The organism is Thomasclavelia ramosa DSM 1402, from assembly GCF_014131695.1.
In the GTDB taxonomy this organism is placed as follows: Bacteria; Bacillota_I; Bacilli_A; order Erysipelotrichales; family Coprobacillaceae; genus Thomasclavelia; species Thomasclavelia ramosa.
On record NZ_CP036346.1, the window covers coordinates 2,526,170 to 2,549,960 of the forward strand.

Consider the following 23,791-nt stretch of genomic DNA (forward strand, 5'->3'; position numbering starts at 1 on the left):
TCCTTTTTATTTGCTCTCCATAATCTTATTTTTAATCAATCAATCAATAATGTAAACCCTTACATAAACAATTGGAATAGCTTTTCAAAATATAATATTTTTAATTCACTTAAAATGAAATAGCATTTCATAAAAATGAAAGCAAACCAAATTTGGTTTGCTTATCACTACTATCCTTTTTTCTTCATGCCATAGATAAATGCCGTAGCAAGTAATCCAGAAATCATAAATCCAGCAGCCTTTAAATCATCACCTGTCTTGATTGCTACCTCATTTTTGTTTTCATTATCTTGTTTAGAATCGTTTTGATCAACTAATTCCTTTTTAGCATCTTCAATATCAATAGTTGAGAGCATCACCACACCACCAGATGGTAAAGAAACTTCATATCCTTCTTCAAGATTGACATTTTCAAGTACCTTACTAGCGACTGGATAACCATTACTATCGACCTTACGATCATTATCAAAATAGTCATATTTGAATAATTTTAAGTTATTAGCATTAAGATTTTTAACATCAATGGTTACTTCTTTGGGACTGTTTGAATCGTTGACAATCATATATGTCATTTGACCATCTTTTTCCATCCCAACTGTTCGAAGACCATTTAATTCTTTATTTGCTGTTGAACCAATGATCTTGCTATTACGTGGGAATAGATTTGCCATTAATGACCAAGTATAAAAGAATGGTCGTATCTCTTCTTCTTCTGGTTGATTAAAAACTCGTCCAGCAACAGAATTCCAAAATCCCCACTGTTTTAAAGAACGAATATCTGTAATGGGAAATCCATTTTGCTGATCATGCATAGCATCATCTAAATCCCAAATTGCTAAACCAGAAAAACCACCACGCATAACTTGACTTGCGGCATCAGCCATAATAACTCCATAACTAAATTCTTTAGTATATGGTTGTGAATCCCCATCACTTTTGCCAGTAACCATTCCGATTTCAGTCATATAAAAGTCTTTTCCCGTCACACAACTGCGTTGTTCCGCTACCATTTCTTCAATAGTACCATTTGTAATTTCATCAATTGTTGGATACATATGAGTATCATATAGCCCTATTTTAGCACCTAAATCTTGATTTGAATTAATCTCTTTTAACCAAGTATTATCACTATCCCATACAGTATCAGGTCCCGTAATTTTTATTTTTTCATTTAATCCATATTTATCTAATTCAGTATGAAGATAATTAATTCCTGTTTGCCATTTATCAAAATCACCGCAATATGACCAATCACTATTAGCTTCATTTACATAGTTAAAATATTTAATACATGTATAACCTTTTTGGTTAATTAAATAATCTAAAAATCCGCCAATAATGCTTGCCCAGCGTGGATCATCAACAGTAATTCCTTCGAATTCACCACCAAAACGACCTGGTGTCTCCCATTCACCTAAAACTACTTCAATATCTCTACTTTCTAAATAATCTAATTCTCTAATCAATGCCTGATTTGCCAAACTATCAAAATCATAAATAGGATTTCCCTCATCATCAAAACCTTCGCAATATGTATTAGCGTAGATCATGCATCTAACAAAAGCTGGATTTAAGAAATCTACCCGCTTAGTCACTGTTTGCCACTCTTCATCAGTTAAAGGGTGAACAACATAAGGATCCCATTGAACACCTAAACCTTTAAAATTATTAACTAAAACATCATTTCCATCAAAAGTCACATTAGTCGTTTGTAATTCACCAGTTCCTGCACCAGAACCAATTTTCTCTATCTTGATATTATCAAAATATAAAGTTTCTCCAGCCAAGCTGTCACAATGTTCATTGGGACCTAAATTAAACTGGATCTTAGCATTTTTTTGAGTCCCTAATAAATTATCAGCATTAATCTCAAACTCAAAATTATATGTTTGAACATCTTTTGTGAAATCAACCATTGTTTCTGGGTAATATTTTGTTGCGTAATCACCAGTATCCTCAACATCAAAGTAAATAGTCCCAGCTTTACTGCCTTTTAAATCATAAGATAAACGATAGATTCCATTATCTAAAAGAATATCTCCTTGAAACAATTGACAATCCCAATAGTTACTGCCATTTGAGTTTGGAAAAGTTACTTCTAATTGTTGATTTACTGCATTGATCTTCAAATTTGAACCATTACTGTTATACGTATTCCAGCCACTTGTTGTATTTGTCTCAAAATCACCATTTACAACATATTCATCACCTAAATCATTAACTTCCTCTATACGAACATTTCTAATATTAATAGTCTCATCCTTGAAATTACTAATTCCATCTCCTTCATTTAATAAAAATACAATTGAAACATCATCATTATCTTTTTTTATAAAATTAAAACTGTACTCTTTACTCGTAGTAGTTAAATCAAAATTCTGTTTATCTAAATATTTGACATTATAATCTGCTGATTTTTCAATATCAATACCAATTGTTCCAGCTTTTGAAGCTTTAGCATCAAAAACTATTTTATAAATCTTATTTCCACTTAATACTAAATTCTCCTTTTTTAAAGATAAAGCCCACCAATAGTTTTCTTGATTAATACTAGTAACTTTAACCTTAAGATCATTTGGCTCACCTGACAATTTACCGTTCGCTCCATCTCCTTCATTTAAATACCAATCACCTGCTTTTTGGATTTCAATATCGCCAATTTCAATAATTGTAACATTAGAAAGCTTGATTATTTGATTACTAAAATCACTGATTCCATCGCCTTTAGCAAGATGATAAACTAAAGTGACAGCATCATCGTCTTTCTTTTCAAAATCAAATGTATATGTTTTCTTTTGATTACTAATCGCTATCATTTGACGATCTAAGTATTTTTTATTATAATCGCTTGTGCTTTCAATATCCAAACTAATATCTCCACTCATTGATGCCTCTACGTCAAATGATAACTGATATTTTTTATTTGCTGATAAGGCAATATTATCCTGCTTGAGTGTTAAGGACCACCAATAGTCATCACTATTGACCTTTTCAATCTGTACCTTTAAAGAATGATTATCACTCGACATCATTGCTAACGAACCATCACTTTGATTCATACTCCAATAATTAGTTCCTTGACTAAAATCACCATTTGATACCAAATTAGTTGCTTTTGCATAAGTCCCAACGATCAAAGTACTCAACAAAACCAACATACTTAATACCACTATACTAACCTGTTTAACTCTATGTACCATTGCTCTTCCCTCCATTTATTTCTATATTCAAATTTTAACAAGAAATAAACTTAAAACAATCTTCCAAAGTCATTTAGGTACTGCGTTTCAGCATTTCATATCTATGAAACGTATTTCTTGAAATGACTTTTCAGTACAAAAAAAGGATATGTTTCCATATCCTTAAAATTATTTTACATAGTGAGTATTTTCTAACATGACACCACAACCATTTGCTACACAGTTTAAAGCGTCATCAGCTACAAATACTGGTACCCCAAGCTCATTTTCTAATAAATGATCTAATCCTGTTAATAAAGCGCCTCCACCTGTTAAGAAGATACCACGTGACATAATATCAGCAGCTAATTCTGGAGGTGTTTGTTCTAAGACATGCTTAGTTTCTCTAACGATTGTTTGGCAAGTTTCACGTAATGCTAATTCTGTTTCATCAGCTGTAAGAGTGATTGTATGAGGTAATCCTGTAACTAAGTCACGTCCTCTAACTTCAAATGTTTCTTCGCTGATTCCTTTGATTGCAATTCCAATTTCCATTTTGATTTGTTCAGCAGTGCGATCACCAATCAATAACTTATATTTATCTTTAACAAATTTAATAATATCTTCATCCATTACATCACCAGCAACTTTTAAAGAACTGCTAGTAACAATATCACCTAATGATAATACTGCGATGTCAGTAGTTCCCCCACCGATATCGATTACCATATTTCCTGTTGGTTTAGAGATTTCAAGCCCTGCTCCAACTGCAGCTACTTTTGGTTCTTCTTCAATAAAAACACGTTTAGCCCCGCATCTTTCAGCCACATCTTTGATTGCACTTTTTTCAATTGATGTAATATTTGATGGACAACAAATTAAGATCGTTGGTCTTGAAAAAATCCCTTTCAAGTTTAATTTATTAATAAAATGAGTAATTAAGATTTCAGTAATTCTAAAATCAGCAATAACTCCATCTTTTAATGGACGGATTGCTTTTACTCTTCCTGGTGTTTTTCCTAACATATCTTTAGCTTCTTGACCCACAGCTAAAGGTTTTTTTGTTTCATCATCTATCGCTACTACAGAAGGTTCATTTACAACAATACCTTCACCTTTGACATAAATTAAAATATTTGCAGTACCTAAATCGATACCAATTTCTTTTGATAATGCCATCATTCGTCCTCCTTATTTTTTCTTAACTATTGTACCATGAATTTAGATATTTACAAGGCAAAAAACCAAATAGCGATAATTTTTTTAATTATCACTATTTGGTTGATTATACCGCTATTTTTGAGACCTCTTGATTAAAATATTTTTCGGGGTTTAATGCTTGATTGTCCTTCTCTAAAATAAAGTGTAAGTGGTTCTTTAATTCAGATTCATAGACGTTTTCACCACTAGTTCCAATCTTATCACCCTGTTTAATCACCGCATCTTTTTCAACATTTACTTCACTTAAAGATTGGTAAGTTGCAGAGACACCAGTTTCGTTAGTTACCGTTACAATCCAACCTAACAGTGCATCATTATCTTTCTTAGTTACTGTTCCCGAAAAGGCCGCAGTTACTTCAAAAGCTTTATTGTCTTTTGAAAAATCAATACCTAGATTAGGGCGATAAACACCTTCAAAATAAACTAATGCTTTTTCTAATTCTTCATCACTTAAACTTGAATCATAAAATTTTTTTACGATTTTAATGTCATCACCAACCGGCTTTACCATTTTTTCTGCTGGTGCTTGGGGATCCTCTTTGTCAGTATCTTTATCTTTATTATCTTCCACTTTTACAACCGCAGTGTCTTTAAGCGGACGATATTGATTTACGACTAACTGAATTACCCCTACTCCGACTAAAAATAACATCACTACCGTTGTAAAGACTAAAACCCGTCGATTTCTTTTCATAAATAGTTTCATTGTTTCACCTCATTTGTAGTGTTTCCACTAAAATCAGGTTTATACTAATTATTTACAATTTCAACATTTGTATAAAAATGATTTAAAATTTCTTTATAACTAGCTCCCTCGAGAGCCATTCCCTGAGCACCGTATTGACTCATCCCAACTCCATGACCGCTACCGAGTGTATTAAATGTATATTTACCATTTTCATATTTAATCGTAAAACAACTTGAAGCTAATCCAAGAATCTCGCGAACTTTGCGTCCGCTATAATTTTTCCCACCAACACTAAGGGTTCCAACACGTCCACTTTTTTTATACGCAATAATATTAAAGTCTAAGCTATCACAATTAAATTTTTCTTTTAGTTCTTGTTTAGTAAAAGTTTTTGACCGACTATTAGTTGGATCAATCGATAAATCCCAATGACAGTCAACACTTCGCAAATAAGGCAAAGCACTCGAATCAAAATAATCTTCTACATTTTCAGTATAGCCATTACTTGAAGAAAAAAACATTGCCGTAATATATTTTCCCTCATATTTCATTACTTCATCGTTAGTATCATTGATAGCCGCAACAATTTTTTGATGATACTCATCATACTTATCACCCCAGTTTTCCCGCATTTTATCCTCAGTCAAATAAACTTGACTATTAGTAGTATTATCAACGCTTAAATTGCGATTGTAAACAAAAGTCCGACTCGCGACAACTTGCGCTTTTAATGCTTCTGTTTCAAATTTTGCCGGCATTTCTCCTGCAACGACTCCTAAAAGATAATCATCTAAATCGATATAATTAACGTTATTATCAATTGTTACTGCTACTTGAACTGCTTTTTCCTCTTTTTCTTCTTTTTTTTCTTTAGTCTCTGTACCTTTGATTGTTTCATCTTTTTTTACCCCAACATTAATTGATAAAAAGATTACTGCAATTAAAAAAACGACTCCCAATTTAACACTTATCTCTTTCATATAATTACCTCACATAATTATATGGAAGAGATTTAAAAATATGTTAAAAATGAATCGTTGTAAATTCTAAAATAAAAGAACCTAATAAATATCCTAAACATAATGAAGCAATTAAAAAGAATAAATAAAATTCTCTTACCTTTGCTTTACGAATTACATTATCAAAATTAAAACAACTTAAAGACCACATTGACAGCATCACCGAAACTACATAAACAATCATTTTAATAACTTGATATGACATTATCCTTCACCTCGATCATGATTACCATTATTACAAACTCTGACATTTACACCGTGTTTAACTGGTGAAAAGATAAATCCTATAATTACACCACTTAAAAAGCCACAAAAAATCTTTAATTTTACATTCATATTATCACCTAACCTTGGATATAGTATACCATGATTTTTACAATCATGATATAATCAAATGTATCTATATAAGGAGGAAATAAAATGGAATATTATAGTTTACCACAAACCAATTTAAAGGTTTCAAAAGTAGCGCTTGGTTGTATGCGCATCGCATCAAAAACTCCCGAAGAAGTTGAAAACCTGGTATTAGAATCATTAAAAGCTGGTATTAACTTCTTTGATCATGCTGATATTTATGGTGGTGGAAAATCAGAAGAATTATTCGGTAAAGTATTACAAAAACATCCTGAATTAAGAAAAGAAATGATTATTCAATCAAAATGCGGGATTCGCCCTGGAATTTGTTTTGATTTTTCTAAAGAGTATATTTTAGCAAGTGTCGATAATATCTTATCAAGATTGCAGACAGATTACTTAGATATTTTATTACTACATCGTCCAGATGCCCTAATGGACCCTCAAGAAGTTAGTGAAGCTTTCGATGAATTATATCAAGCAGGAAAAGTAAGATATTTTGGTGTTTCAAACCAAAATCCCGGTCAGATCGAGTTACTAAAAAAATATTGTAAACAGCCAATCATTATTAATCAATTACAATTTGGTCCGGCACACGCTCAAATGATCGATAGCGGTATCTATGCCAATATGGATGAAGGAATTGACCATGATGGCGATATTTTAAACTACTGCCGATTAAATGACATTACGATTCAGCCATGGTCAACGATACGATCTTCATTAAGCGAAGATACTTTTATTGATAACCCTAAATATCCTAAACTAAACGAACAGCTAGATAAACTTGCTGATAAGTATAACGTTTCAAAGGTAGCAATTGTAACAGCCTGGATCTTGCGTCACCCGGCACAGATGCAGCCAATTGCCGGAACAACTAGTATAAAAAATATGCTTGATACTATTAAAGGAGTTGAGGTTAAATTAACTCGTGAAGAATGGTATGCTATTTATACTGCAGAGGATAAACCTTTACCATAATGGATTTACGATTAAGACCTTACCAGCTAAGTGATCAATCTGCCTTAGCCGCTTTGGCAAACAACCCTCAAGTTTCTGCAAACTTAAAAGATATTTTTCCTTATCCTTATACACCACAAGACGCTCAAAATTATTTAAACTTTATTACTCAAAACAGTAATAATAACCTAATCGAATATGCTATTATTGTCGACGGATTATTCGCAGGAGCAATTTCTATTACTTTTGGTGAAGACATTTATAGCCACCTAGCTGAAATTGGTTATTGGCTTGGAGAGCCTTATTGGCATCAAGGTATAATGAAAAAAGCAGTAAAAATGATTATTAAATATATATTTGATAATTACGATACTAAGATTATTAAAGCAGAGATTTTCAGTCGTAATATCGGCAGTAGAAAAGTTCTGCTTGCAAATAATTTCGAATACCTCGTAACATTAAAAAAACACGCTTACAAACGTGGTGAATTTTTAGACCTCGAGCTTTTTGAATTAACACGTGATAAATATCAAGATAATCAATTGTAACAGATTGGTTATCTTTTTTATTTTTGTGCATATATTAAAGCAGGTGATAAAATGGATAATACCGTAATTAAAAATTTAATTTATAATCAGCTTTTTGCTGCAGCAAATTATGATCTGATTGCAACAATCGCTCCCGATGATCCAACTAAAACACGTATTTTGAATTTTTCCGCCGATTGTAAAAATAATGCCAATATGCTCGATCGTATTTATCAAGAAGAAAATACTTCCAGCTATCATCCAATTGTTCAAAAACCACAATTTCATGGCAGTTTTATTGAATCTATTCATTGGATGTTAAATTATGAAGGAGACTCATTTAGATTATTCCATATTAATTCATTCTATGATGTCTACACAACAGCCCAACGGCAACTATTGACATATATTGCAGGAATTTTAAATGATCACGCTATCGGCTTGACTCACATATCACTAACAAAATAATGTTAGTGATATTTTTAATTTAAACTGTATTATCTATTGTAATACAGTTATCTCTGTGCTATTATCTAACTGTACTATAAACAATGATACAGTTAGGAGAAATATATGAATATATTAAGTGTAAAAAATTTGTCTAAAATATATGGAGATGAAAATAACCATGTCATTGCCCTTGATAATGTCTCTTTTGATGTTGAAATAGGTGAATTCATCGCTATTATTGGTGCTAGTGGCAGTGGAAAAAGTACCCTATTGCATCAAATCGGTGGTGTTGATCATCCAAGCAGCGGTAAAGTAATTATTAATAATACTGATATTTATACACTCAACGAAAATGATTTAGCTATTTTTAGGCGTAATGAGATTGGCTTAATTTATCAGTTTTATAATTTGATTCCCGTTTTAAATGTTAAAGAAAACATAACCCTTCCCTTACAGTTAGCACACCAAAAAGTTGATCAGAAACGATTTAATACCCTTATCGAACAACTTGGCTTAAGCAATCGTCTCAAACATTTGCCCAATCAACTATCCGGCGGTCAACAACAAAGAGTTTCAATCGCTCGGGCTTTAATTAATCAACCTTCATTAGTTCTTGCTGACGAGCCAACCGGCAATCTAGATAGTAAAAACAGTGATGAAATCATACGTCTTTTAAAAGAAGCAAATGAAAAATATCATCAAACAATCATTATTATTACACATGATAATAATATCGCTAAACTTGCCAACCGAGTAATCACTATCAAAGATGGCAAAATAATCAGTGATTTAAAGCGAGGTGGCTAAGATGCATATTATTAATAAACTTACTCTAAAACAATTATTAGCCAACAAAAAAAGAACCGTTGTAACCATTGTCGGAATCATCATATCAGTCGCAATGTTTACCGCAGTAACTACATTCGTAACCTCATTTATGGAAATGATGCGCCTTGAGGTATCTAGTTATGATGGAAGCTGGCATGTTGCTTATGATAACCTCACCTCACAACAGATCGACAGCTTAAAAAATGATGATGCATATCAAAATAGTGTCTTGTTCCAAAAAATTGATACTTTATTAATTGATGAAAACAATCCTATTTTCATTGAACTAAATCAATTAGACAATTACTCCAAAGAAATAAAACTACTGAAAGGAAACTATCCAGCAAATAGTAATGAAATCATTATTTCAAAGTATTATCAAACTCAAAATGGTGTAAAGGTCGGTGACGAAATTACTGTTAAAACTGGAGCAACACAAATTTCTGATAAATTTATTGAAACCGAACAACTAGAATCTACTGCTGCCCTACCAGTCAAAACATTTAAAGTTGTCGGTATTTATCAATCTACTTACCTCGATCAAGCATCGTATTATAATTCCTTTTATACCGCTAACAGCAGTAGCATTATAAGCAGCAAAATGTATTTAACCCTTAATCATGTCGACAATGATATTTTTGATAACGGCTCAAATACCGCACAATCATTAGGAATAGACAGTGGAGATATTAGTTATCATCAAAATCTTCTTTATTATTACGGAATCAGTAATAATGATGGTTTTAACCAAGCAATGATGACAGCCGTTGGCATTGTTGTTGTCATTATCATGATTGGTTCTATTGGTTTGATTTATAATGCTTTTGCAATTTCCTTAAATGAACGCAGTCGTTATCTTGGAACTTTATCAAGTATCGGAGCAACAAAACGACAAAAAAAACAATCTGTTTATTTTGAAGGCTTAGTAGTTGGCATTATTGCTATTATATTAGGTGTGATAGCAGGAGTTGGAGGAATGGCTGTTACCTTTAAAGTCATCAATCCAATCTTAGCTAATCTTGGACAAGAAATCGGATTTCCTTTAGCAATTTCATTTAAAGGTATCTTGATAGCTGTTATTTGCGCAATTATCACAATTTTTATCTCCAGTATTATCCCAGCTTATCACGCTAGTAAGATTTCGCCGATTGCAGCAATCACTAATCAACAAGATACTAAAATCAAGGTGCGAAATATTAAAACAAGTTTCCTTACTCGCCGAATATTTGGCTTTGAAGGTGATTTAGCGATGAAAAATATTAAGCGTAATAAAAACCGTTATCGAATCACCCTATTTTCATTAATCATTAGTTCTATCCTCTTTTTAACCGCTTCTGGATTTACTTATTATCTTAAAGAATCATATGATATGACTTCAATCAATATCAACTATGATGGCTATATTAATATCAATTCACAAAATCAAGAACTGATTAACGAATTAGCCCATCTAAAAAATACGACTCAAATTGCTGTTGCTAAAGAAACATCATTAAATTTAGAAACTAGTTTAGATAATATTAATCCTGAATTATTATCATTTCTAACAGAAAATGAACAAAACTATGGAAATACTTATTTCCTTGATCTTAATTTAGTTACTTATAATCAAGAATATTTAGATAGTATCCCTAATTTAAATAAAGAACTTCAAAATCAAATTCTAATCAACAAAGAAAATAATATTAAATTAAATCGGAAGTATAAGCAAACTGATATCTTAAAAGAAAATCTTGATCACTTAATCGGAACTACATTTAATAACAATGGTGATGAAATTGAAATTACTTTAAATAAAATTAAATATACTAATCAGTATTTACTTGGGCAAACTCCTCACGAAACTCACTACTCACTAAATCTTTTAGTCAGCAATGATACTTTTAACCAATTAATTAATCAGTATCAATTAAACTCAAATAATACTAATATTTATTATACGAGTAATAATAATGAAGCAGTTTTAAAAGAAATCAAAGAAATTACCGATAATTATCCTGAAGAATCACTATACAGCTTTAACCTAAGTGAAGATATCAAGCAGGCAAACCAGCTTATTTTAATCATTAACATCTTCACATATGGCTTTATCATTTTAATCGGTTTAATCAGTATCGCAAACATCATCAATACGATTTCTACTAGTATGGCATTAAGAACAAAAGAATTTTCAATGTTAAAATCTATCGGAATGACACCAAGAGCATTTAATAAGATGATTTATTTTGAAAGTCTATTCTATGGCATTAAAACTCTAATTTACAGTTTGCCTCTAGGCTTTATCATCATGTACTTTTTATATGAAAATCTAGCTGCAATATTTGAGCGGTCATTCAGTGTTCCAATCAATAGTTTTATCATTATAACTATTGCAATTTTTGTAATTGTTTTTACCACCCTTGCTTTCAGCAGTCAAAAAATTAAGAAATTAAATATCATTGACGGTTTAAAAAATGATAATAACTAATTAATTGTTAAAAGAACCTAGTTCAATTTTATGTTAGGTTCTTTTTCTTTTATCAGTTATTTTTTAAACAAAATAAAAATCCAAGATAAATATCCTGGACTAACTTACAAATGGTGACCTGTACGGGATTCGAACCCGTGAATGCATGCGTGAAAGGCATGTGAGTTAACCGTTTCTCCAACAGGCCATGGCGCTTGAAGTAGGACTCGAACCTACGACCGATCGGTTAACAGCCGATTGCTCTACCAACTGAGCTATTCAAGCAATGGAGCGGGTGATGGGAATCGAACCCACGTAGTCAGCTTGGAAGGCTGAAGTTCTACCATTGAACTACACCCGCATTGTCTTCTTAGCAGAGGTCCTAACGACTACTGCTTGTCTATAATAACATTAATAAAATATGATTGCAAGTAATTTTTAAAAAAATTCGCAATTTTTTTGTTTCTTTTCTTGTTTGCCTTTGTTAAGAAAAAAACCACCGATATGCTCACAGTTCATTGCATTTCGGTAGTTTCATTATTCGTATCATTCGTTCCTTCTTGATCAGAAGTATTTCCATTCGAAGTATTATCTTCAACTGGAGGTTCATCAGTACCAGCATCATCGCTTTGTTGATTATCCTTTTTTTTAGTATCATTCTTATTTTCTTTTTGCTTAGTAGAATTATTTTCTTTCTTGGAATCATCTAACTGCTCTTGCAAATTATCAATCTGCTTTTGTTGATCTATGTAATATTCATAAGCAAAATAACCGCCAACACATGCTCCGGTAATAATAAGCAAGATCAATAATGATAAAATAAAAGTTGAAAACTTAGAACGTCCTTGTTTTTCCTTTTTCACTTTAGTTTTAGTCTTTGTTTTTCGCTTTGTTTTTGTTACTTTCTTTTTCTTAGTTTTTGGACGACGTTGCTTTTTATTTCCCGTCTCCTCCACCGCTTCATCTTGTTCTGGCTCATCTATATCTAACTCCTCTAAATCATCATCAAACTCAAATCTTTTTGTCACTTATATCACCTCACGTATAAATATTATACACTGATGTGAATTCAATATAAACTTTTATCATTTTCCTTTATTTTACATATTCTTCTAAACACACACCCAGCTCATTTATTTTTTTAGCGTGTTCTTTCCCAACATAACGATAATGCCATGGTTCATACCCTACCCCTGTAATACTATTTTTATTAGTCGGATAGCGCAAAACAAACCCATACTTCCAACTATTTTGGATTAGCCATTGTTGTTCAACTGTGTTTTCCTGGCTACGATCAAGGCGCTGATTTTTTGTTGAAACAATATCTACTGCTAAACCTAACTGATGTTCACTAGTTCCCGGTCTTGCCACCCAAAAAGCTGCTTTATCGCTAGCTTCCACCTTTGAATATCCCTGACTTAAATATTCACTTACTTTATTTTGATAAAGTTGTTCTTGCTTCTCATTTGTCCGATAGGAAGAACAAATCAATGGATTTAATCCCTCACTTTTAGCCGCTTGTAACATTGCTATTAAATCATCGTAAATTCGCCGATCGACTGATTGCCCATTATTCAATTGCACTAAATCAACTTTCCAATCTTTAGGTATCGTATTTTCAAAATTAACCAATGTTAATAATTCATCTTTAACCACACTATTAGCCGATTTATTTTGGTTAGTTTTAACCTTATTAGCAGCTATCAGCTGATTATTACTTTGATTAACTTGATCGTTAACTAAAATAAATAAACTCATAACCAACCCAATCATCAACAAAGTAACTACTAACACTTTCATTTTATTAATCTGTTTCACTTCACCTTACCCCTTTCAATAAAAAAACATCTCTTTTACACTTTCAAGTGTATAAAAGAGATGCATAGAAACATCACCAAAGAAGCATCAAAGTTGTATCAATAAATATCATTATAACTAGAAACACTTACTGAATCGGTGCGATTATCAATTATTCCGAATAAATACTTATAAGTTTCTTGTTCAGTCAAACCAAGATATGCTGTTCCAAAAGTATAAATCACTTCATAATTTCTTGCTATATATTTTTTATTATAATAATTATATTGATATATTAAGTGCGTATCAACATCTATAGTGGCATTAAAGATTCCTTCTTCATTCGTAAAATTCACCTGATAAACACTGACACTTTTACTAGAATCAATCACATTACTATAGCGTCTTAATGTATAATTATAACACACATAATTTCCGTCAAAATTAAAATCAGTTAAAATACCAAGATTCTTCAATATAACTAATTGCTCATTAATGATCGTTCGGATTCTCGTAATATTTTCATCACTCATATCTTGAACTTGTGTCGTAGTAATAATATTTTTTTCCTTATTTTCATAGTCACCAATCAACTCTAATTTTTCAGCGACCGTCAACTTACTTGTTTGAATTTCATTATTATCACTTTTTATTTTTTCGACCTGAAGATGCTCAATTAATTTATCATCTTGTATTTTAGAAACTGTTAACGGAACTAACGGAATGATGATCAACAGAATTATTGCAGCTGCAAATTTAATAATATTTTTACTATACCTCATCAACTTTCACTCCTTCTAAAACAACGGTTACAGTAGTTCCCTGTCCCAAAACACTTTCAAAATTAATTGATGCATGATGCAGTTCAATAATCTGTTCACATATCGCTAAACCTAACCCAGCCCCGCCAGCACTTCGTGAACGTGATTTATCAACCATGTAAAATGCTTCTTTAATTTTACTCAATTCCGTTGCTGCAATACCACAACCATTATCTTTGACAACAAACTGATACCCTGTTGCCAATCCCTTTCCTCTTAAATATACTTTACCGTTTTGTCCAACTGCTTTACGGGCATTATCAAGTAAATTTAAACACACTGTCTTCATTAAATCTGGTTCAATATACAATTTTCCAGGCTCAATTTCAATAATAAACTCAATTTGCTGCTCTTTCATCAATAAATCTACAGTATCTACAATTCCTTGAAAAAATGTCTCAGCTGTAACCCAATACATTTTAAAATCCTGTTTTTTCAAAACAATCAATTCAAGCAGTTTCATTGACATTGCCTCAAGACGTCTTCCTTCTTCAACAATCAAATTAGAATAGCCAATAACTTCTTCTTCATTCAAACGTTTCGAACGTAACATATCACCATAACCAATGATCGACGTCAGAGGTGTTTTTAATTCATGGGCAAAATTTCCGACAAATACTTCTTGACGTTCAACCGCTTCATGCAGTTCTTTCATCGTTGTACTCAAACGCTCAGTCATAGTATTAAAATCTTTTGTTAACTGACCGATCTCATCCTCACTGCTAACTACTACAGGAACAATCAAATGTCCATCAGCCACCCCTTTAGTAGCTTTAGACAGCTTTTTGATTGGGCTAACCAACCATCTAGTTACAGCAAAAATAACTGCTCCACTAGCTAATAATAATATAATCGTATAATAAAACAGTGTTCCAAATTGATTTTCACGATTTAAAAAAAGTTCAGAAATATCTCGCGCATTTTCAAAATACAACTTAGTCCCATTCAAAGAAAAGATTCGAAGAGATTGTAACTTATAATGCTCCTTATCTTTTTGAACAATATACCCCCGCTCATTTTGAGATATTTTATCAAACAATTTATGGTCATCATTAAAAGTATCATTTTGATATACTACATCTCCATTTTCCGCTCGAATACAAAACGAAACATTACCATTAAATGTCTCAACTGTCATATTAGAAACTAAGTTTTTAAGCAAATCAAGCCGTTCTTGAAAAGTTCCGCCTTTTATCGTAAGTTCCTCTAGATGCGGGAGCAATTCTAAAGTTAACGAATTAACTAAAATATCATTTTCTTGATAAACACCCTCCACTTCGCGTTCGAAGGAATTATCGAAGCTCGTTTGAATCAGCATATAGCCTCCCACACTAAAACAGGTGAGCGTTATTGCCATGATACTAAAATACAGCTTCCAAAAAAAATTCATCAATCTCCCTCCAAACGATAACCAACTTTGTAAACTGGTACGATTTTATCTTCCAATCCAAGCTTTTTTCGCATTCGCTGTACATGAAGATCAACAGTTCGGCTATCTCCCATATAATAATCACCCCATACCGCTTCATAAATTCGATCACGGAAAAGAGCAATATTTTTATTTTGAATAAACAACAGTAGCAAATCATATTCTTTTACTGTTAGGTTGATTACTTGATCATTTTTCTTCACTACTCGTGAAAGTGTATCTACACTAATATCATAAACACTTAAAACTGTTGATGTTTTATGATAACGGCGCAGTACCGTTTCTACCCGAGCAACTAATTCAATAATCTCAAAAGGCTTAACAATATAATCCTCAGCTCCCAGTTTCAATCCCTTAACCCGATCTTTTACATCACCTTTAGCCGTTAAAAAAATCACTGGAATTTCTAAAGGACGAATATATTCCATTAATTCATAGCCATTAATTTCTGGTAACATAATATCTAGTAAAATTAAATCAAATTGATTATACTCAATTAATTCAATTGCTCCTTTCCCATCATAAGCACATTTGCAGCTATATCCAGCATCTGATAAGTTAATCTTAATCAGTCTACAAATTGCCTGTTCGTCTTCAACGATCAAAATTTTATTCATAGTATCACCTCTATTACTTTCATCGTACATCAAAATTGCATCTTATTAGCATCATTTCACAAAAAAACACACTTACTAAGTAAGTGTGTTAACTCCATTATGGAGCGGGTGATGGGAATCGAACCCACGTAGTCAGCTTGGAAGGCTGAAGTTCTACCATTGAACTACACCCGCATTTCATTTTCGTTACTTATATATATTAACATTATCTCTATATGATCTGCAACACTTTTTTATAAAAAATATCATTTTTTTATTCGCAACCAGCTTTGCAACCAATAGTTCCTTAAAAGCAAAGTAGAGTTTGTAGTCTCTACAAACTAAATTAGCTATATTGTAGATAGGAGGAAATAATATGAAAAAAATCTTAGAAGTTAAAAATATTAATAAAAGCTACCAGCATAACAAGGCTATCAATAACTTATCTTTCAACGTCTATGATGGTGAGATTCTTGGCTTATTAGGGCCTAATGGTGCTGGTAAAAGTACCACAATCAATATTCTATCAACACTTTTAACCAGTGATACTGGCACCATTAACATATTTAACTTGCCCTTAACATCTCACTCTAATAAAATAAAAGCTCAACTCGGTATTGTCCCTCAAGAAATTGCATTATACGAAGATATTTCAGCCTATCATAATGTAGCCTTTTTCGCTTCATTATACGGTGTTAAAAAGAAAGATTTACCAAAACAAGTAATGAATGCCTTAACTTTTGTCGGCTTATCCGATAAAAAAAATGATGATCCTAGAACCTTTAGCGGTGGAATGAAACGACGTTTAAATATAGCCTGTGCAATTGCCCATAATCCTAAATTATTAATTCTAGATGAACCAACCGTAGGAATTGATCCACAATCACGAAATTATATTTTATCCTCATTAAAGGAGTTAAAAGAAAAAGGTACAACTATTATTTATACGACCCATTATATGGAAGAAGTTGAAGAAATCGCTGATCGAATCGTTATTATGGATAGAGGCACTAAGATCGCCGAAGGAACATTAAAAGAACTTTTAGCCAAATATAAAGACACTCTTATCTACACCATCTATGCTGATAATTTTCCAGCCGATCTAGCAATATCACTAAGTACTATCAATGGTGTTGAAGAGATCAAAACTAATGCAGATAATTTTAAAATCACAGTTTCTAAAAATTACGACGCATTAGATAAGATCATTATGCTTTTTGTTCACAAAAAATGTCATATTAATAAAATGGAAACAGAAGAAGGAAATTTAGAGATGGTATTTTTAGGTCTAACTGGGAAGAAGCTAAGGGATTGATCATGATAAAATTTTGGACTTTATTTAAACACGATCTATATAATCTTATTTCCAGCCCAGGTACCTTATCTGTTTTTCTTATTTTTCCTACAATCTTAATTTTATTAATGGGGTTTTTATTTGATAATTTATATCATACAACTATAATCAGTTCCTATGATTTTTACGGTGTAACAATGATATTTTTTATTGCGATGATGGGCGCTACTGTCCCTGCTAATGCTTTTCTAGAAAAGCATATCAAAAACGGAAATACCCGAATCTTTTACAGCCCTGTATCTCGCGTGTCGATCTACAGCTCAAAGATTCTCACATGTTTTTTATTCATGGCACTTGCCTTAACAATCAATATCATTATTTTTGATACGATATCATTGGTAAACTTCGGTAGTGATAAAATCGGATATGTAATTCTCTTAATAATAAACTTTGTTCTATTCCTTACAATATTAAGCAGTGCTATTTGTGTTACTCTTCATAGTGAAGAACTCACAAATATTATTTTATCAAACTCAATGTCTGTATTAGGCTTTCTATCTGGAATCTTTTTCCCAATCGCGAGTTTAGGTGCTATTTTTGAAAAGATTGCAAGTTTTTCACCAATCAAATGGACTGTCGATTGTATTTTTCAATTAATTTACGATGGACAAAGTACTAATTACTGGTGGATCATGTTTGCTCTTTTGACACTATCTTCACTTTTACTACTTGTTGTCCACAAAAACTATCGTCCAGAAGACTATATTTAGGAGGAAAAAGAATGTACAAACTCATAAAACTAATATTATATCGAATCAAGCACAACAAAGCATTTCTAATTACTTATCTTGTTTTGATTCCTATTATCATTGCACTTGCAATATACTTTACCAACTGCATTTCTCATACAATACAAATAGGAATCGTGGGAGATATAGACACATCTCAAAATTCTCAGATCAAATATACTTATCTAGATACTCTTCCTAGTACCTCCGAACTTGTCTTAAATCAATATGATGCCGTAATGGTCCAAGATGATAAAAATATTGATGTCTTATCCACTAAAGGTGAAACGTATAACCAAACTATCACCCTCTTAGTAAATGGTCAAATAAACAGCTTACCCGTTAATGATAATCAGCGTGGCAGTGCTTCAAATATATTAGGCTTCTTAATGATGGTGATACTTCTTCTTGGCGGACAAATTTATAAATATTACTTTGATGAACGAACTGGCATCAACAAACGCATCTTGAGTACTTCAGTAAGTTGTTATCAGTATTTATTGAGTCATTTTATTGTTGTTTATATTTTTCTTTTTATTCCTGCCACGATAATCATTTGCAGTGCTCTTTTTGTTTTTAAGATCACTTTATCGATTGCACTCTGGAAATTCATTTTAATCTTAGCACTTTTATGTTTCTTTGCAACTTCATTCGGTCTTTGGAGTAATGTCTTATCAAAATCTTTGGAAGAAAGTATGATGTTTGGAAATATGTTTGCAATTATTGGAACTATTGTCTCTGGCGGGATCACTCAAGTAACAAATAATGAAATTTTTAATTATGTTGTTCAATTTTTCCCTCAAAAACAAGTTATGACTACGCTTTCAGCTCTAGAAAACAAAAACGTTTTACCGACTTCAGGAATAATTTATTCCCTTTTACTTTCACTTGTTTTAATTATATCAGCAATTGTTATTGAAAAAAGAAAGCTGTCAGTTAGGTAATAATACAAAAAAACACACTTACTTAGTAAGTGTGTTAACTCCATTATGGAGCGGGTGATGGGAATCGAACCCACGTAGTCAGCTTGGAAGGCTGAAGTTCTACCATTGAACTACACCCGCAAAAATGGTGCCCAGGGCCGGAATCGAACCGGCACGGATTTTAAGGTCCGCAGGATTTTAAGTCCTGTGCGTCTACCAGTTTCGCCACCTGGGCGTGGCTATAAAAATTTAAATGGTGACCCGCAGGCGATTCGAACGCCTGACCCTCTGATTAAAAGTCAGATGCTCTACCAGCTGAGCTAGCGGGTCATTATTAATGGCTGGGGTACCTGGATTCGAACCAGGGAGATGACAGAGTCAAAGTCTGTTGCCTTACCGCTTGGCTATACCCCAATGAATGGTGGAGGAGGGCGGATTCGAACCACCGAACCAAAGGAACTGAGTTACAGTCAGCCGCGTTTAGCCACTTCGCTACTCCTCCATCATGGTGCCGGCTAAAGGACTTGAACCCTCAACCTACTGATTACAAGTCAGTTGCTCTACCAATTGAGCTAAGCCGGCCTATTTTATTTTAAATGGTGGAGGTTAACGGGCTCGAACCGCTGACCCTCTGCTTGTAAGGCAGATGCTCTCCCAACTGAGCTAAACCTCCAGTGTCTCGTTGACTGCCATATAAATATAACAATTATCAAACAAAAGGTCAACACTTTTTTGCAATTTTTTTAATTTTTTCTGTTAAAACTCATTTTATAATGAGCATTTATTAAATAGATAAAATATCCTCATATAACTATTCATATTGGAAACAACTTGAAATCTAATCACTCCATAAATTTTAGAGATAGGTAAAATAAAAATTTATAACTATATTTGACTTAACTGTTTTTTGATAAAATCCTAGACTGAACAGATTAATAAAAATACTCAGCATGATAATACTAAATATGTTAAAAATGAAAAAGTAATCTAATCATTTACTTGCTTAGCTATTTTTCAATAATCAATACTCCTTTTAATTGAATATCTTGCCAAAAATAAGTCTTTAATTAAAAGTTTTAGGAAAAACTGCGCACGTGTATGCATTGAAAGCTCTAAACAAAATAAACAATTCATTATAACACTAAAAGAAATTTACAAACCAACATATGTAAGCGCTCTTTTTTATTATTATATTACAATAATTTTTTCTGTCATTATGATAAAATAAAAGAAAGAAGTTCATTTATAGAAAGGTGGTATTTTATGAGAACTTATCATGCGAACGAAATCGGAAATGTTGCTGTCTTGGGGCACTCTGGATGCGGTAAAACAAGCATCGTTGAAGCAATGGCATATCGCAGCGGCATCATTAATCGAACCGGAAGTATTAGCGAAGGCAATACTTTAAGCGACTATAGTGAAGAAGAAATAAAACGTCAGTCATCTGTCAATTTAGCTGTTATTCCTGTTGAATGGAATAACTGTAAAATCAATTTAGTTGATGTTCCAGGAATTTTTGACTTTGTTGGTGAATGCGAAGCAGCTCTAAGTGTTTGTGAATCAGCTTTGATCGTCGTTCCTTCTTCAGCGGGAATCAGTGCCGGTACAAAACAAGCGATGTTTAGAGCTAAAGATAAAGCCAAAATCATCTATATTAACGGATTAGATAACCCTAGCAGTGACTATGCAACTAAACTGCAACAATTAAAGGATACGTATGGCAAAGCCATTGCTCCCATCCAAGTACCAATCATGGATAATAATAAAATGGTCGGTTATGTTAATGTAGCTAAAATGGAGGGACGAATTTTTGATGGAGAGCAAACCAAGGCAACTGATATTCCTATTGAATTGATGGAACAAGTTCGGCCAATTAAAGAAATGATTGACGAAGCCGTTGCTAATACCAGTGATGAACTATTAGAAAAGTATATTAATGAAGAACCATTTACGAAAGAAGAAATTTCCTGGGCACTTCGTAAAGGGGTAATGGAGCGCACTCTTATTCCCGTTTTATGCGGAACTGATCAAATTGGTATTCAAATTATTTTAAATTCAATCGTTGCATTCTTTAGCGCTGCTGGTGACATGACAAATTCATTAATCGTAAAAAATATCGACACTGATGAAGAAGAAATCATCGGTTATGACGAAAGTCTTCCTGCAAGTATTTTTATCTTTAAAACAATTGCAGATCCTTTCATCGGCCGAACTACATTGTTTAAGGTCGTTACCGGAACCCTTTATAGCGGTAGTTCATTATATAATGTAAAAGAAAAAGAAGTCGAACGAATCGCTAAACTATATCAACCTAGGGGGAAAGATTTAATCGAGGTCGATTGTCTTCATGCTGGTGATATTGGCGCAGTTACAAAACTTAGTTATTCAAAAACTAATGATACATTGTGCATTGCTGGTTATCAAATTATTGTTCCAGAGATTGAATTTTCAACTCCATATTACGGTAAAGCAATCGTTCCCTTAGGTAAAAGTAATGAGGAAAAAATTGCAAATGCAATTAATAAACTCTTAGAAGAAGACCCTACTTTAAAATTCGAAAGTAATCCTGAAACAAAACAACAATGCATCTATGGAATTGGAGACATTCATTTAGATATGATGTTAAATAAATTAAAAAGCAAATTTAAAGTCGAAGCGACTTTAGAAAATATCAAGATTCCATATCGAGAAACAATTAAAAAGAGCATTACCCAAAGAACCAGATTCAAAAAACAATCAGGTGGTCATGGCCAATTCGGCGAAGTCGAAATTACTTTCGAGCCTACCTACGATTACAGTCAATCATATCTTTTTGAAGAAAAAGTATTTGGCGGTGCAGTTCCTAAATCTTATTTTCCTGCAGTTGAGAAGGGATTAATAGAAAGCGTTAAAAGTGGTGTTTTAGCCGGTTACCCTGTTTTAGGCATTAAAGCTACTCTGATTGATGGTGCCTATCATAACGTTGATTCATCGGAAATGGCCTTTAAAACTGCAACTGCAATGTGCTTTAAAGAAGCTATCCCAAAAGCAAGTCCCGCCTTATTAGAGCCATATATGAAAATGAAGGTGGTCGTTGATGAACAATACACTGGTGACATCATGAGTAACTTTAATACTAAACGTGCTCGGGTAATTGGCAGTGATGTTTTAAATGACGGTCTAATCAAAATCGTTGCAGAAGCACCAATGAGTGAAGTGATGAATTATGCCGTTGATCTACGTTCAATCACACAAGGTCAAGGTGTCTTTGAAATGGAATTTTTAGATTATGAATTTGCTAGCGATAACATAGTTAAAGCAGTTCTCAATAAATAAAATGTCGAGCATATCTTCAATGATATGCTCGATTATTTTATCTAATCCCTTTTATTAAAAAGTTAAAAATGGTATTATTAAAACATATTAGGAGGTATAGTGATGAACGTACTTGTTTGCGGTGGAACCGGATATATCGGGAGCCACATTTGTGTAGAATTATTAAATGCTGGTTATGAAGTTACTGTGATTGATGACTTCTCTAATTCAAGACCTGAAGTATTGGGGTATATTAAACAAATCACTGGTAAAGAAGTAAAATTTTATGAATTTAATATTTTAGATGAGGAAAAAACTGAAGCTGTCTTTAAGGAAAATAAACTTGATGCCGTAATTCATTGTGCAGCATTTAAAGCTGTCGGAGAATCTGTTGAAAAACCAATTGAATATTATACTAATAACTTAACAACAACTTTGATCGTTAGTAAAATGATGAAAAAATATCATGTTAATCAAATTGTTTTTTCATCTAGTGCTACAGTTTATGGTGACCCAGAAACCGTTCCAATTACTGAAGATTGTAAGTTAGGTGAAACAACTAACCCATACGGTACTAGCAAAGCAATGATGGAAAGAATTTTAACTGACGTTCAACATGCATGCCCAGAAATGTCAGTAACATTGTTACGTTACTTTAATCCAATCGGAGCCCATGAATCTGGATTGATTGGTGAAGATCCTAAAGGGATTCCTAACAATTTAATGCCATATATCATGAAAGTTGCAACTGGTGAATTAGAATGCTTAGGTGTATTTGGTGATGATTATGATACACATGACGGAACTGGCGTTCGTGATTATATTCATGTTGTTGACTTAGCTAAAGGGCATGTAAAAGCAATTGAACATTATGCTAATCCTGGAGTCCATATTTGTAATCTTGGTACGGGTACAGGATATAGTGTTCTTGATTTAGTTAAAGCTTTCGAAAGAGTCAATAATGTAAAAGTTAAATACGTTATTAAAGATCGTCGTCCTGGGGATATCGCTACTTGTTATGCTAATCCTGCTCGCGCCAAGGAAGAGCTTGATTGGGTAGCTACCAAAGGAATTGACGAGATGTGTCGCGACACTTGGAATTATGCTTTAAAACATAAATAAGTTTAACTATGGGATATGTCACATCATATCCCTTTATTATATATTGTTTTTAGCT

At 32.7% G+C, this 23,791-nt stretch carries 21 protein-coding genes and 11 tRNA genes; 10 read left to right on the plus strand and 22 right to left on the minus strand.

Going from position 1 to position 23,791, the window contains the following annotated elements; genetic code table 11:
* Positions 1-170: 170 nt before the first annotated feature.
* The 6 genes from EYR00_RS12145 to EYR00_RS15915 form a co-directional block, all read right to left on the minus strand.
* Positions 171-3,200 (minus strand): carbohydrate binding domain-containing protein, encoded by a 3,030-nt coding sequence (locus tag EYR00_RS12145; protein ID WP_040434163.1) that lies wholly within the window; start codon positions 3,198-3,200, stop codon positions 171-173.
* 168 nt (positions 3,201-3,368) lie between these two features.
* The gene (mreB, locus tag EYR00_RS12150) at positions 3,369-4,358 is read right to left on the minus strand and encodes a rod shape-determining protein (protein WP_003535789.1); all 990 of its coding nucleotides are present in this window, start codon (positions 4,356-4,358) and stop codon (positions 3,369-3,371) included.
* A gap of 106 nt (positions 4,359-4,464) precedes the next feature.
* A complete protein-coding gene (locus EYR00_RS12155; protein WP_003535787.1) occupies positions 4,465-5,106 on the minus strand; it encodes a M23 family metallopeptidase in 642 nt (213 codons plus the stop codon).
* A gap of 44 nt (positions 5,107-5,150) precedes the next feature.
* A complete protein-coding gene (gene spoIID, locus EYR00_RS12160) occupies positions 5,151-6,068 on the minus strand; it encodes a stage II sporulation protein D (RefSeq protein ID WP_003535786.1) in 918 nt (305 codons plus the stop codon).
* Positions 6,069-6,111: 43 nt separating this feature from the next.
* Complete coding sequence (locus EYR00_RS12165) at positions 6,112-6,312, minus strand: DUF1146 domain-containing protein (protein ID WP_003535784.1); 201 nt, start codon at positions 6,310-6,312, stop codon at positions 6,112-6,114.
* On the minus strand, positions 6,312-6,443 hold the full coding sequence (locus EYR00_RS15915; RefSeq protein ID WP_003535783.1) for a hypothetical protein: 132 nt from the start codon (positions 6,441-6,443) through the stop codon (positions 6,312-6,314). Before EYR00_RS15915 ends, EYR00_RS12165 begins: the two co-directional genes overlap by 1 nt.
* A gap of 84 nt (positions 6,444-6,527) precedes the next feature.
* On the opposite strand from EYR00_RS15915, the gene EYR00_RS12170 reads away from it, so the two are divergent.
* The 5 genes from EYR00_RS12170 to EYR00_RS12190 all read left to right on the plus strand — a co-directional run bounded on the left by EYR00_RS12170 (position 6,528) and on the right by EYR00_RS12190 (position 11,693).
* The gene (locus EYR00_RS12170) at positions 6,528-7,442 is read left to right on the plus strand and encodes an aldo/keto reductase (protein WP_003535782.1); all 915 of its coding nucleotides are present in this window, start codon (positions 6,528-6,530) and stop codon (positions 7,440-7,442) included.
* Positions 7,442-7,969 (plus strand): GNAT family N-acetyltransferase, encoded by a 528-nt coding sequence (locus EYR00_RS12175; protein ID WP_003535781.1) that lies wholly within the window; start codon positions 7,442-7,444, stop codon positions 7,967-7,969. Before EYR00_RS12170 ends, EYR00_RS12175 begins: the two co-directional genes overlap by 1 nt.
* A 51-nt stretch (positions 7,970-8,020) precedes the next feature.
* Positions 8,021-8,416 (plus strand): hypothetical protein, encoded by a 396-nt coding sequence (locus EYR00_RS12180; RefSeq protein ID WP_003535780.1) that lies wholly within the window; start codon positions 8,021-8,023, stop codon positions 8,414-8,416.
* A 105-nt stretch (positions 8,417-8,521) separates the two neighbouring features.
* Positions 8,522-9,205 (plus strand): ABC transporter ATP-binding protein, encoded by a 684-nt coding sequence (locus EYR00_RS12185; protein WP_003535778.1) that lies wholly within the window; start codon positions 8,522-8,524, stop codon positions 9,203-9,205.
* A 1-nt stretch (position 9,206) separates the two neighbouring features.
* Positions 9,207-11,693: an ABC transporter permease gene (locus EYR00_RS12190; protein ID WP_040434160.1), complete on the plus strand. Its 2,487-nt coding sequence runs from the start codon at positions 9,207-9,209 to the stop codon at positions 11,691-11,693.
* 111 nt (positions 11,694-11,804) lie between these two features.
* Here EYR00_RS12190 and EYR00_RS12195 read toward each other — a convergent pair.
* The 9 genes from EYR00_RS12195 to EYR00_RS12235 form a co-directional block, all read right to left on the minus strand.
* Positions 11,805-11,880 (minus strand) — tRNA-Glu (locus tag EYR00_RS12195).
* Position 11,881: 1 nt separating this feature from the next.
* Positions 11,882-11,957: transfer RNA gene (locus EYR00_RS12200), tRNA-Asn, on the minus strand.
* A 2-nt stretch (positions 11,958-11,959) separates the two neighbouring features.
* Positions 11,960-12,033: transfer RNA gene (locus EYR00_RS12205), tRNA-Gly, on the minus strand.
* 154 nt (positions 12,034-12,187) lie between these two features.
* Complete coding sequence (locus EYR00_RS12210; protein ID WP_003535775.1) at positions 12,188-12,700, minus strand: hypothetical protein; 513 nt, start codon at positions 12,698-12,700, stop codon at positions 12,188-12,190.
* Positions 12,701-12,767: 67 nt separating this feature from the next.
* Positions 12,768-13,490, minus strand: a complete 723-nt coding sequence (locus EYR00_RS12215) for a M15 family metallopeptidase (protein ID WP_008791190.1) — start codon at positions 13,488-13,490, stop codon at positions 12,768-12,770.
* Positions 13,491-13,588: 98 nt separating this feature from the next.
* Positions 13,589-14,251, minus strand: coding sequence for a hypothetical protein (locus EYR00_RS12220; protein ID WP_003535769.1), 663 nt, complete (start codon positions 14,249-14,251; stop codon positions 13,589-13,591).
* Entirely contained in the window at positions 14,241-15,680 is a 1,440-nt protein-coding gene (locus tag EYR00_RS12225; RefSeq protein ID WP_003535768.1) for a sensor histidine kinase, read from the minus strand. The genes EYR00_RS12220 and EYR00_RS12225 overlap by 11 nt, the downstream gene beginning before the upstream one ends.
* Positions 15,680-16,336 carry a response regulator transcription factor gene (locus EYR00_RS12230; protein ID WP_008791188.1) on the minus strand — a complete coding sequence of 219 codons (657 nt, stop codon included), beginning with the start codon at positions 16,334-16,336 and terminating at the stop codon, positions 15,680-15,682. Before EYR00_RS12230 ends, EYR00_RS12225 begins: the two co-directional genes overlap by 1 nt.
* 100 nt (positions 16,337-16,436) lie before the next feature.
* Positions 16,437-16,510, minus strand: a tRNA-Gly gene (locus EYR00_RS12235).
* Positions 16,511-16,691: 181 nt separating this feature from the next.
* On the opposite strand from EYR00_RS12235, the gene EYR00_RS12240 reads away from it, so the two are divergent.
* The 3 genes from EYR00_RS12240 to EYR00_RS12250 are packed head-to-tail and all read left to right on the plus strand — an operon-like array spanning position 16,692 to position 19,341.
* Complete coding sequence (locus tag EYR00_RS12240; protein ID WP_003535766.1) at positions 16,692-17,630, plus strand: ABC transporter ATP-binding protein; 939 nt, start codon at positions 16,692-16,694, stop codon at positions 17,628-17,630.
* A 2-nt stretch (positions 17,631-17,632) separates the two neighbouring features.
* The gene (locus EYR00_RS12245) at positions 17,633-18,379 is read left to right on the plus strand and encodes an ABC transporter permease (protein ID WP_003535765.1); all 747 of its coding nucleotides are present in this window, start codon (positions 17,633-17,635) and stop codon (positions 18,377-18,379) included.
* An 11-nt stretch (positions 18,380-18,390) separates the two neighbouring features.
* Positions 18,391-19,341: an ABC transporter permease gene (locus EYR00_RS12250; RefSeq protein WP_003535761.1), complete on the plus strand. Its 951-nt coding sequence runs from the start codon at positions 18,391-18,393 to the stop codon at positions 19,339-19,341.
* Between the two features lie 46 nt (positions 19,342-19,387).
* On the opposite strand, the gene EYR00_RS12255 is transcribed toward EYR00_RS12250, so the two are convergent.
* The 7 genes from EYR00_RS12255 to EYR00_RS12285 form a co-directional block, all read right to left on the minus strand.
* A tRNA-Gly gene (locus EYR00_RS12255) sits at positions 19,388-19,461 on the minus strand.
* 5 nt (positions 19,462-19,466) lie between these two features.
* A tRNA-Leu gene (locus EYR00_RS12260) sits at positions 19,467-19,555 on the minus strand.
* Between the two features lie 19 nt (positions 19,556-19,574).
* Positions 19,575-19,650 (minus strand) — tRNA-Lys (locus tag EYR00_RS12265).
* Between the two features lie 8 nt (positions 19,651-19,658).
* Positions 19,659-19,734: transfer RNA gene (locus EYR00_RS12270), tRNA-Gln, on the minus strand.
* Between the two features lie 5 nt (positions 19,735-19,739).
* A tRNA-Tyr gene (locus tag EYR00_RS12275) sits at positions 19,740-19,822 on the minus strand.
* A 4-nt stretch (positions 19,823-19,826) separates the two neighbouring features.
* Positions 19,827-19,902: transfer RNA gene (locus EYR00_RS12280), tRNA-Thr, on the minus strand.
* Between the two features lie 15 nt (positions 19,903-19,917).
* Positions 19,918-19,993, minus strand: a tRNA-Val gene (locus EYR00_RS12285).
* A 590-nt stretch (positions 19,994-20,583) separates the two neighbouring features.
* Between EYR00_RS12285 and EYR00_RS12290 the strand changes: the two genes are divergently transcribed.
* Together EYR00_RS12290 and galE are read left to right on the plus strand one after the other, a co-directional pair.
* Positions 20,584-22,635, plus strand: a complete 2,052-nt coding sequence (locus EYR00_RS12290; RefSeq protein ID WP_003537358.1) for an elongation factor G — start codon at positions 20,584-20,586, stop codon at positions 22,633-22,635.
* A 102-nt stretch (positions 22,636-22,737) separates the two neighbouring features.
* Positions 22,738-23,736: a UDP-glucose 4-epimerase GalE gene (galE, locus tag EYR00_RS12295; protein WP_003537357.1), complete on the plus strand. Its 999-nt coding sequence runs from the start codon at positions 22,738-22,740 to the stop codon at positions 23,734-23,736.
* Positions 23,737-23,791 lie beyond the last annotated feature (55 nt).